The organism is Massilia sp. (assembly GCF_031995545.1).
GTDB lineage: Bacteria > Pseudomonadota > Gammaproteobacteria > Burkholderiales > Burkholderiaceae_D > Telluria.
On record NZ_DAMAGA010000032.1, the window covers coordinates 1 to 11751 of the forward strand.

Genomic DNA, 11751 nt, shown 5'->3' on the forward strand with positions numbered 1-11751 from the left:
ACAGCTTCTTGAACCTGCGCGCCTTCATGATCGGCTCCTATGGATGACGAGAAGGCTTGGACCGCTAGACGGCTCAACAGTTCAACCCTCATCCATATTTAACGATAACAGCGCCTAAAAAAACCGCCCGGCTTGCACCGGGCGGCTCGGCTGCTCGACACGAAGTCGAGCGGCTGTTTCAACGGTTGGATCAGAAGCTGTAGCGCGCCGACACCGAGAAGTAACGGCCGTACGGGTTATGCAGGCCTTCGTTGTAGCCGGCCAGCGGTGCGCCCGAACTGGCGCCGTAGCGCGGATCGAACGGCGCCTTTTCGTCGAACAGGTTCTGGATGTTCAGCGTCAGGGCCAGGTTCTGGATGCCGGTGTAGGTATAGCCCACGCCGACACGCCACCATTCCTTCACTTTGCAACCCGGGAACTCGCTCAGGTAGCCCGGCACCGCGATGCTGGCGCTCGGCATGCTGGCGCTGGTGGCCGGCTGGTAGTGGCAGAACTGCTGCGCGTACTCGGTGTCGTTGTCGTAGCGGCGTGCCAGCGACACCGTGCCGGTGTAGTTCAGGTTGGCGCTGAAGGCGTGCGCGCCGCGGGTCAGCGAGCCCGACAGGCTGGTCTTCCAGCGCGGCAGGTCGATGCCGCTCGACAGGTTCCAGTCGAGCAGGCCGGCGTTGTAGCCCACCAAGTTATGTTCGGCGTCGCCCGGCGACTGCTGCAGCGTGTACGAGTGCATGTACGCCGAGGTCAGCTTGGCGCTGAACTGGCCCCACTCGCCCAGGTTCTTGCGGAACGCGACGTCGATGTCGACGCCCTGCACTTCGACCGAACCCTGGTTGGTCCACGGCTGGCGCACCATCAGCAGTGGGCCGGTGCCCGGGATCGGGACGCCATTCCCGTCGGTCACGAAGTTGGCCGGGTTGGTGTCGCGCACCACCAGTGCCGGATTGCTGTCTTCGTTACGCAGCGCATCGAACGCGCTGCCCAGCGCGACTTCGCCTTCCTTGCGGATCTTGTAGAAGTCGAAGCCGAAGTCCCAGTTGGCGGTCGGCGAGAACAGGATGCCGAACGAATAGCTCTTCGAGGTTTCCGGCTTCAGGTCCGGATTGGCGCCGCCGGTGCCCGAGGCCGACTTGTTGCAGTCGATCTCGGTCGCGCCCGGTTTCGGCGTTTCCTCGTCGGTCTCGCAGCGTTTCGGGTCATACAGGCCAGACAGGAAGAACTGGGCGCCGCCCGGGGTCACCTGCGACAGCGCCGGGGCGCGGAAGCCTTCGGCATAGGTGCCGCGCAGGGCCAGGCTGTTGGTGACGGTCCACTTGGCGCCGACCTTCGGCACGAAGTTGGTCTTGATGCCCGGGTACTTGTCCCAGCGGCCGGCGAAGTCCATCTCGAAGTTCTTCAGCAGCGGCGTGCGCATCTCGATGAAGGCCGACTTGACCTCGCGCTCGCCGTCGATGATGGTGTTGGCCAGGCCGAAGATCTGGCCGCTGGCCAGCAGGTCGTCCGGACGCATGACCAGCTTTTCGCGGCGCGCCTCGGCGCCCACGGCCAGGCCGATGGCGCCGCCCGGCAGCTGGCCGAACTCGGTATTGGCCTTGACGTCGAACTGCAGGATCGAGGCCTTGTCGTCGCTCGAGGTGCTGCGGAACAGGTCCGGATTGCTCGACAGCTGGGCCAGCGTGGCGCCGGCGTTCAGCGTACGCAGGGTCGGCAGGTACAGGCGGCCCTGGTAGGTGTCTTCGCGCCGCGCTTCGTTGTACAGCACGCCGGTTTCCCAGTCCCAGCTGCCAGCGCTGCCCTGCAGGCCGGCCAGCAGGCGGCCGTTCTGGTTGATGGTTTCGGTGCCGCTCGGGGCGTTCTCGAAGCGGTAGGCGACCGAGGCGCGCGCATCCGGGAATGGATTGTCCGGGTGGCCGGCCGGCAGGATGGTCTGGTAGCTCGGCGCGATGCCGGCCGACGTGAAGTTGGTGGTGACGCCGGTGCTGATGCCGATCGGCGCCGCGGTGTACTGGCGCTCGGTGCGCGCGTACGCTACTTCGGCGAAGGCGCGCACGTTCTGGCCCAGCTTGAACACGCCGCGGCTCATCAGGCTGGCGTCCTTGCCGGCGCCGGCGCCTTCCAGGTACTGGTTGGTATCGAAGTTGCAGAAGGTGCGGCCGATGAACACGCTGGCGGCCGACAGGCCCATGCCGGTCGAGCCGACCAGTTGGCGCGACGGGTCGCAATTGGTGTTGTAGACCAGGCGCTGGGCGGCGTTGGCCTGGGTCGCGGTGAACTGGCCCGAGCCGGGCGCGGTTTCGCGGTAGAACGCCGGGGCGCCCGAGACCGTGCTGCCGTACGGCGTGGCATAACGGTTCGACAGGCGCTGGTACTGGTTGAACTTGATGTCGCGCACTTCGTCGCGCTGGACGCGGTCGCGCTCGGAGAAGTCACCGGTGACGAACACGTTGTAGCCGTCGTCTTCCAGGTCGCCGGTGCCGGCGAAGAAGTTCACCCCCTTGCGCTTGAAGTTGGCGTCGTCGTTGGCGCTCATGCGCGCCGAGATTTCGCGGCCTTGGTAGTTGGACTTGGTGATGAAGTTGATCACGCCGCCGATCGCGTCCGAGCCGTACACGGCCGAGGCGCCGTCGCGCAGGATCTCGACCCGCTCGAGGGCGGCGAGCGGGATCGAGTTCAGGTCGTACAGGGTCGAGTTGCCGTTGTTCGGATCGGCGTAGGCGGCCGGCGTCATGCGGCGGCCATTGAGCAGGATCAGGGTCGAGGTCGACGACAGGCCGCGCAGCGAGGCGGTCGAGACGCCGCGCGAGAAGCCGCCGTCATTGGTGTCGAGATTGTTGTCGGTCCCCATCGACGGCACCAGGCGGATCAACTCGGTTACGGTGGTGGCACCGGTCTCGCGAATGTCCTTGGCGGTGATGGTCTGGATCGGCTGGGTGCCTTCCTTGTCGGTGCGCTTCAGGTTCGAGCCCGTGACGTACACGGTCTGCGCGCCTTCCGCGCCGGCGGTTTGCGCCGTGGCGAACGGCGTTGCGGCGAGCGCCAGGGCGACGGCGATCACGCTCTGCTTCAAGTGTGGAGTTTTCAAGTTTTTCCTCTCGGTGCTGTGTTGTTTATCCGGATCTTTGTCCGATATGCATGTTATGCATGCCGAATCAGTCTCTCAGACGAGTGCCCGAAAAGAAATGTTTTTCCTGTTGAACAGGTGAAAAATCACGCTTTTGTTGTAAAAGCAAAACACAGAATATTATTCGAATATTTTCTCATTAATATATATTAAAATCTGAAGATGCCGGCTGATTTATGACTTTCTGTCGATAAAACCGTTCGGTCCACCACGCCGCACAATGCACCAAAGCGTCTCATGCTCCCCTCTACCAAGGTGCGTGTCGTTACATTTTCACTCTCAGAACCATCTCTGCTCACCTCTCGACTCACGTATCAAGCGGGTGCACGACGAAAAAACCCCCGCATGCCAGGACGGCATCCGGGGGCGACTGGGCGCAACCGAAAGTTGCACGGATGTGCGACTCGCACATTACGCCGCGTTCATGGCCTTCTCGCCTGGCGCAGTTCGTCGAGCGCCGTACCGATCAGCGCGCGCACCTGTGCGCAGTCGAGTTGCGCCAGCTGCTCGAGGCTGTGGCGGCGTCCCGCCTGCTGCGCCACCAGATAACCGAGGTAATAGCCACGCCGCACCGGCAAGGCGCCGTCCGCGCCGCCGACCGTGAACAGCGCGGCCGCCAGCGTCGCGTCTTCGCTGTCCAGGTTGCGCGCCAGCTGCTCGAGCGCGCTGTCCAGACTGGCCTTGGTACGCGCCACCGTCCCGGCCGGGAAATCGAGCAGCAGCTCGGTGTCGCCGGCCTGCGGATTCATGGTCTTCGCCACATGGGTCGCCAGGCCTTCGGCCCACAGCGGCATCCAGATGCCGCCTTCGCATCGGCTCAGGTATGGCAGGTGGTAGGTATGGAACAGTTCATGGTGGAAGAACGCCGCCTCGCTGCCCTCGCGCCGCGCCATGACGTCCACGCCGAAGATCAGGTATTGCTTGCCGCCCAGGGTGCGCACCCCGCCATCCATTTCGCCCAGCGAATGCAGCACCACGATCTCGTGGCTCGGCCGGTAGTCGGGAAAGCGCGCCTGGAAGGTGGTCAGGTGGGTGTCCAGCATCGCCGTGAGTTCGGCCGCCTTGCGCGCGTAGCCGGCGCGGATTGCCGGGAAGTTGTCGAGTGCGCGCAGGATGCGCTGCTCGCTGTCCGCGCCGGCGCCGGCGCCTTCCTTGCGATAGAACGCCGCAAAGCGCGTCGTCACGCGCGACCTGAAATCGGCCACACGCGCCGCCGGCGGCTGATCCCTGGTCGCTTCCCAGGACGCGCTGAAGGCATCGGTCAACAGCAGCGGGGGCGGCAGCGCGCCGGGCGCCGCCAGAGCCGGGGTCGCCAAACAAGCGGCCAGCAGAAAAGTCGTTATTCTCATTGGATAGACGAAAAAAAACCCGGAGGCCGAAGCGTCCGGGTCGGTCGGTCAGGTGCGACGCATCACTTGGCGTTCATCAGCGCCACGGTGGTGTCCAGCATGCGGTTCGAGAAGCCCCACTCGTTGTCGTACCACGAGGTCACTTTCACCAGGCGGCCCGAGACCTTGGTCAGGGTGGCGTCGAAGTTCGACGATGCCGGGTTGTGGTTGAAGTCGACCGACACCAGCGGATCGGTGTTATAGGTCAGAATGCCCTGCAGCGGGCCTTCCGACGCGGCCTTCTTCATGATCTCGTTGATCTCTTCGACCGTGGTGTCGCGCTTGGCGATGAACGACAGGTCGACGATCGACACGTTGATGGTCGGCACGCGGATCGCGAAGCCGTCCAGCTTGCCGTTCAGTTCCGGCAGCACCAGGCCGACCGCGGCGGCGGCGCCGGTCTTGGTCGGGATCATCGACTGGGTCGCCGAACGCGCGCGGCGCAGGTCTTCGTGCATCACGTCGGTCAGCACCTGGTCGTTGGTGTAGGCGTGCACGGTGGTCATCAGGCCGGTTTCCAGGCCGATCGCTTCGTTCAGCGGCTTGACCAGCGGCGCCAGGCAGTTGGTGGTGCACGATGCGTTGGAGATGACGGTGTCCGAGCTCTTGAGCACGTCCTGGTTCACGCCGAACACGACGGTGGCGTCGACGTCCTTGCCGCCCGGTGCCGAAATGATGACTTTCTTGGCGCCGCCCTTCAGGTGGGCCGACGCTTTTTCTTTGGTGGTGAAGAAGCCGGTGCACTCCAGCACCACGTCCACACCCAGCTCGCCCCATGGGATCTCGGCCGGGTTGCGCTGCGCGAACACGCGGATCTTGTCGCCGTTGACGATCATGTTGTCGCCATCGACCGTGACGGTGCCCGGGAACTTGCCGTGCGCGGTGTCGTAGCGGGTCAGGTGGGCGTTCGATTCGGCGTTGCCGAGGTCGTTGATCGCCACGATCTCGATGTCTTGCTTCTTGCCGCCTTCGTAGAAGGCGCGCAGCACATTGCGGCCGATGCGGCCATAACCATTGATTGCAACTTTGATCGTCATGCTCTGCTCCTGATTAGAAAAAAACTTTTTTGGTAACGAACATAGTAGAACGGGCCGCTTCCCCAGAGAAGCAGCCCGTGTCCGGCAAACCTTATGCTGCGATAACTTCCTTGGCTTTCGCCACGACGTTCTCGACGGTGAAGCCGAAGTGCTTGAACAGCACCGGCGCCGGCGCCGATTCGCCGAAGGTGTCGATACCGACCACCGCGCCTTCCAGGCCCACGTACTTGTACCAGAAGGCGGTGACGCCGGCTTCGATCGCGACACGCGGCACGCCTTTGGTCAACACGCTGGCCTTGTAGGCGGCGTCCTGACGATCGAACACGTCGGTCGACGGCATCGAGACCACGCGCGCGGCGATGCCCTCGCCTGCCAGCGCTTCGGCAGCCTTCACCGCCAGTTCGACTTCCGAACCGGTCGCGATCAGCACGACCTTGGCGTCGGCCGCGTCGCGCAGCACGTAGCCGCCCTTGGCGATGTCGCTCACCTGTTGTGCTTCACGCTCCATGTACGGCAGGTTCTGGCGCGAGAAGATCAGGGTCGACGGACCATCCTTGCGCTGGACCGCCGCGCCCCATGCCACCGCCGATTCGACGGTGTCGCACGGACGCCAGTTGTCCAGGCCCGGGATCAGGCGCAGCGACGAGACGTGCTCGATCGACTGGTGGGTCGGGCCGTCTTCGCCCAGGCCGATCGAGTCGTGGGTGAACACCGAGATCGAACGGATCTTCATCAGCGAGGCCATGCGCAGCGCATTGCGGCTGTAGTCCGAGAAAGTCAGGAAGGTGGCGCCGAACGGGATGAAGCCGCCGTGCAGGGCGACGCCGTTCTGGATCGCGCTCATGCCGAATTCACGCACGCCGTAGTTGACGTGGTTACCCGGAATGCCCGAACGCACTGCGACCGATTCTTTCCAGTTGGTCAGGTTCGAGCCGGTCAGGTCGGCCGAGCCGCCCAGGAATTCCGGCAGCACCGGTGCCAGCGCCTGGATCGCGTTCTGCGAGGCCTTGCGGGTGGCGATGGTTTCCTTCTTGTCGATGCAGGCGGCGATGGCCGCGTCCAGGGTCGCCTGGAAGTTGCCCGGCAGTTCACCCTTGGTGCGGCGCTCGAGTTCGGCGGCCAGCTCAGGGTGGGCGGCGCGGTAGGCGTCGAACAGGGTGGTCCATTCGGTCTCAAGCTGCGCGCCGCGTTCCTTGGCGTCCCATGCTTCGTACAGTTCGGCCGGGATATCGAACGGGATCGGATCCCACACCAGGTGCTGGCGCACGGCCGCGATTTCCTTGTCGCCCAGCGGCGCGCCGTGGACTTTATCTCCGCCTTCCAGGTTCGGGGCGCCCTTGCCGATGATGGTCTTGCAGCAGATCAGGGTCGGACGGTCCGACTGTTTCGCCTGCTCGATGGCTGCCGAGACGTCGGCGACGCTGTGGCCGTCGACCTTCGGGATCACGTTCCAGCCGTAGGCCTCGAAGCGCTTCTGGGTATCGTCGGTGAACCAGCCTTCGACTTTACCGTCGATCGAGATGCCGTTGTCGTCGTACAGCCAGATCAGCTTGTTCAGGCGCAGGGTGCCGGCCAGCGACGCCACTTCGTGCGAGATGCCTTCCATCAGGCATCCGTCGCCCAGGAAGGCGTAGGTGTAGTGATCCACCACGTCGTAACCCGGACGGTTGAATTCATAGCCCAGCAGCCACTCGGCCAGCGCCATGCCGACCGAGTTGGCGATGCCCTGGCCGAGCGGACCGGTGGTGGTCTCCACGCCCGGGGTGATGCCGACTTCCGGGTGGCCCGGGGTCTTCGAGTGCATCTGGCGGAAGTCGCGCAGGTCGTCCATGGTCAGGTCGTAACCGGCCAGGTGCAGCAGCGCGTAGTGCAGCATCGAACCGTGGCCGTTCGACAGCAGGAAGCGGTCGCGGTTGATCCAGCCCGGATTGGCCGGATTGTGGCGGTAGTGCTTGTCCCACAGGGCGACGGCGATTTCCGCCATGCCCATCGGCATGCCCGGGTGGCCCGAGTTGGCCTTTTGCACAGCGTCCATCGCCAGCGCGCGGATCGCGTTGGCCATCAGGGTGGTGGTTTGCGTAGATTTCATGGAGATCGTGGATCAGGGATTGGAAAGCGGTGGCATGCTGCGGGCCGTAGCCCGTTATTTTACCAGAGCATGCGCGACCGATTTCGAAAGCGGTGGTTGCCGCGGCTGCATTTCCTAGTGTCATGAACGAAAAAAAGCCCGGTGCGCAGGCACCGGGCTCTTGCAGCTACTGGCGAAACGTCGATCAGAACTTGACGTTGGCGCCCAGGGTCACGTAACGGCCGATCACGTCGTAGCTCTGCGGGAAGGTATTGCCGCTGTTCGGACCGGTACCGCCGATCGAGCCGCCGACGATCGGCGGTTTCTTGTCGCCGAGGTTCACCACCGACAGGGTCAGGCGCACGTTTTCGTTGATGCGATAGTTCACGTTGGCATCGACGTAGTGGTAAGCTTTGATCCGCGAGAACTCAGGCAGGAACACGGTGCCGCCCGGCTCTTCGGTCACCGCGCTCACGTAGCGCCAGTTGTAGCCGACCGACCAGGCGCCGGCGTTCCAGGTGGTACGCTGGTTGAACTTGCGCTTGTACACCGGCGCATTCACCACGCTGTTGCAGGCGATGCTGTAGTAACCCAGGCAATCGCGCTCGACCGAGGTCGGGGTGGCCTGGAAGGTGTAGTCGGTCACGAAGTTCGCGCCCAGCGACAGATCCAGGCTGCCGTAGCCGGCGGCCAGGCCCACTTGCGACAGGTTCATGCGGTAGGCCACGTTCAGGTCGACGCCGGCGGTGCTCTGGGCACCGAGGTTCGACTGCGGCGTGGCGACGCCGCGCGAAGCGACACCATTGAAGGTGCCGTTGCCGGTGTTACGGCCGACCATGCCGCAGGCTTCGTTGAGCACGAAGCCCGGGTTCAGCGCGGCGCTGTAGCAGCCGTCCAGGATGTCGGTGGTCGACGGCGACGACACCGCATCGGTGATGTCGATCTTGTAGTAGTCGACCGACAGCGCCAGGCGCGGCAGCGGCTCGAACACGAAGCCGATGGTCTTGGTCTTGGCCGATTCCGGTCCCAGGTTCGGGTTACCGCCGCTGAGCTGGTTGATCTGGCCCGAGGACGGTGCCGGCAGGCTGCCGATCTCGGATACCGGCACGCCGGTCAGGCGGCACAGGTTCGACAGCGTGCCGGCGGTGTTGGCTTGCGCGGCATTGATGTTGGCGCCCTGGCACGGGTCGGTGCCCAGGTTCGACAGGCCGGTGACGTTCGGCGCGAACAGCTCGTTGACGTTCGGCGCACGGGTCGCTTTCTGCAGCATGCCGCGCACGCGGAACATCTGCACCGGCGCCCATTCGCCGCCGGCTTTCCAGCTGCCGTAGTTGGTCTTGGTGGCGGTCTTGAAGCTGGTTTCGCGGTAACCCAGTTCGGCGTTGAGCGAACGCACGAACGGCTTGTTCTTAACCAGCGGCACGAACATCTCGATGCCGTATTCCATCAGCGAGAATTCGCCGCGGCGGTCCGGGGTCGGCGCACCGGTGCCCAGCACTTCGTTCTGGATCTGCGAAGCGGCGTCGGACTGGGTGCTGGCGCTGACCTTGCGGTGCTCGGCCAGCAGCGAGATCGCGATCGGATCCTCGGCCAGCGGGCTGCGCACGGTCTCGCCCAGGGTGCCCGACAGCGACAGCGCGGCCACGTCCTGCTTGACCTTCTGGCGCAGCAGCGCGGACTGGTTGATGAAGGCCAGCTGTTCCGGCGTAATCGAACCTTCGGCGCCGAACACGTTCAGCGGCACGCAGCCGTTGGCCGGATTCACGCAGGCAGTGGTGCTCAAGGCATTGAGCGCCTGCGCCACTTTCGAGAACGAGCCCCAGTTGCCGCGCACCTGGGTCTGGTCGGCGGTGCCGCTGCTCCAGTAGGCGTCATAGCTCCAGTCGGCCGCGACGTCGCCTTTCAGGCCGATGGTGTACTGCAGGGTCTTGTTGTCGAAGTCATTCAGGCGCGGACCGAGTTCGGTGAAGCGGCGGCCAATGGTGAGCGGCACCATGGTGGCGTTGCCGGCCACGCAGCTGGCGATCGGAATGCCGCGCCGCAGGCACAGCTGCTCGCGCGCCGGTTGCGGAATGTACGGGTTACCGATCGGCACCTGGAAGGTGTTGCCGAAGGTGCCCGTATCGGCCAGCGCGGACGCCACTTCGCTGGTGGTGTAGAACACGTCGGTGTAGACCTCGGCGTGATCGTTGATGCGGAAGTTACCCAGCGCCGTGACCTGGGTGCGGTCCAGGCCGGTCGCGTAGTAGTTCGGCGGATTGGTGTTGTACGGCACTGCCGGCTGGATCAGCTGGCCGGTGGCAGGATTGATCTGCGAGTTACCCGGCAGTACATTGGTGCCGCCCGGGCCGAGCGTGGTCGAGAAGATGCCGGGTACGCCGGTGGTCGAGCCGGTCGGGCCGCCGGTCACCGAGTTCAGGCTGACGACGCCGAAGTCGCGCTCGCCCTGGGTCAGCGGATCGGACTTGGTCTTGCCCACGCTCAGTACCACGTTGCCGCGGCCATCGGCCAGGTTGCTGCCGATGGTGATGTCGGTGCGGCGGCGCTTGGTGTCGCGTTCGTCGGCGCTGGCGCCGTAGGTGCTGCTGACCTCGACGCCGGTGAAGTTGCGGCGCAGGTTGAAGTTGGCCACGCCGGCCACGGCGTCGGCGCCGTAGACCACCGAGGCGCCGCCGGTCAGCACGTCGACGCGGCTGAGCAATGCGATGGGAATCGAGTTGGTGTCGACCGTACCGTTGAGGTTGAACGGCACGATGCGGCGGCCGTTGATCAGCACCAGCGAGCGGTTGGCGCCCAGGCCACGCAGGTCGATAGTTGCGCCACCGCCGGTACCGTTGTTGGTCGCCGGGCCGATCGAAGCGACTGCCGACGGCAGCGCCTTGAAGAATTCTTCGACCGCGATCGGCTGGGTGGTGCGGATTTCCTCGGCAGTAATCGACGAGATCGGGCTGTTGGACGTGATGCCGGGCGACGTGATGCGCGTACCGGTCACTTGCACGACGTTGGCGGACTGCTGGGCAAATGCCGGCAGTGCGGAAGTCAGGCCCGCGACGACCAGGGTGAGGCGTACAGCTCGCGTGATTGCTTTCTCTTTAATCATTCTTATATTCCCACGTATTGAACTACATAAAATGCGGCCAAACTTGGTGTTGCGCTCTACGGCGATTTGATTGCCCTGTTACCTCCTTTCGATGGTGTCCCGGCGACGTATTGATGACTATGTACGTACGTCCATAGGACCATTTTTGATTGATTTATGTCAATGACATATGGCAATGTGTCGGAAAAATGACACGCACTTTTTGCCATATGCATATGCCTTGACTGCCGGCTTTTTTCCGGCCGTTTGTTCCATCGCGGACGGGCACACTACAATGTGCCGTTACCGATCTTTCCCAGGCCCTGCATGCCCCGCTTCTACTGTCCTCTGCCGCTCACGACCGGCGCCACCATCGCACTCCCGGCCGACGTCGCCCACCACTTGCATGTCGTCCGGCTCCAGCCCGGCGCCACGCTCACGCTGTTCAACGGTGATGGTGGTCAATATGGCGTTACCCTTGTTGAGTTATGCAAAAAGCGGGCCACGGTGCAGGTCGATGCCTTCGAGGCCGTGGAGGTCGAAACGCCGTACGCCGTGACGCTGGCACAGGCGCTGCCGGAAGGCTCGAAAATGGACTGGATCGTCGAGAAGGCGGTCGAGCTGGGCGCGGCCGCGATCCAGCCGCTGGCGGCGCAGCGCAGCGTGGTGCGGCTGTCCGGCGAGCGCGCCGAGAAGCGCCAGGCGCACTGGGAAGGGGTGATTGTTTCCGCATCAGAACAGTGCGGGCGCAACCGGCTGGTGCGGCTGCACGCACTGGCCGAGTTCAAGGCCTGGCTGGCGACGCCTACGGAGGCGCCGCGCATCCTGCTGACGCCGCGCGCCACCGAATCGCTGGCCGGCTGGGCGCGCGCCAATGGGCCGCAGGCGGTGACGCTGATGGTGGGTCCGGAAGGCGGCTTTGCGCCGGAAGAAGAAGACGCGGCGCTGGCGGCCGGCGCGCTTGCCCTGTCGATGGGGCCGCGCGTGCTGCGTACCGAGACCGCCGGACTGGCGGCGCTGGCCCTGTTTGCGGGGGCATGGGGCGGGATCTGAAGCACCCTGCC

At 64.5% G+C, this 11751-nt stretch carries 6 protein-coding genes; 1 reads left to right on the top strand and 5 read right to left on the bottom strand.

The window, feature by feature from the left end; genetic code table 11:
- Positions 1 to 190 precede the first annotated feature (190 nt).
- The 5 genes from RTQ83_RS18615 to RTQ83_RS18635 form a co-directional block, all read right to left on the bottom strand.
- Positions 191 to 3076, bottom strand: a complete 2886-nt coding sequence (locus RTQ83_RS18615) for a TonB-dependent receptor domain-containing protein (RefSeq protein WP_312517716.1) — start codon at positions 3074 to 3076, stop codon at positions 191 to 193.
- Between the two features lie 461 nt (positions 3077 to 3537).
- Positions 3538 to 4431, bottom strand: coding sequence for a hypothetical protein (locus RTQ83_RS18620; protein ID WP_312517718.1), 894 nt, complete (start codon positions 4429 to 4431; stop codon positions 3538 to 3540).
- A 95-nt stretch (positions 4432 to 4526) separates the two neighbouring features.
- Positions 4527 to 5540 (bottom strand): type I glyceraldehyde-3-phosphate dehydrogenase, encoded by a 1014-nt coding sequence (gap, locus tag RTQ83_RS18625; protein WP_312517720.1) that lies wholly within the window; start codon positions 5538 to 5540, stop codon positions 4527 to 4529.
- Positions 5541 to 5631: 91 nt separating this feature from the next.
- Complete coding sequence (tkt, locus tag RTQ83_RS18630) at positions 5632 to 7629, bottom strand: transketolase (protein WP_312517723.1); 1998 nt, start codon at positions 7627 to 7629, stop codon at positions 5632 to 5634.
- Between the two features lie 184 nt (positions 7630 to 7813).
- Complete coding sequence (locus RTQ83_RS18635) at positions 7814 to 10708, bottom strand: TonB-dependent receptor domain-containing protein (RefSeq protein ID WP_312517726.1); 2895 nt, start codon at positions 10706 to 10708, stop codon at positions 7814 to 7816.
- Positions 10709 to 11014: 306 nt separating this feature from the next.
- Between RTQ83_RS18635 and RTQ83_RS18640 the strand changes: the two genes are divergently transcribed.
- Complete coding sequence (locus RTQ83_RS18640; RefSeq protein WP_312517729.1) at positions 11015 to 11740, top strand: 16S rRNA (uracil(1498)-N(3))-methyltransferase; 726 nt, start codon at positions 11015 to 11017, stop codon at positions 11738 to 11740.
- The last annotated feature ends 11 nt before the right edge of the window (positions 11741 to 11751 follow it).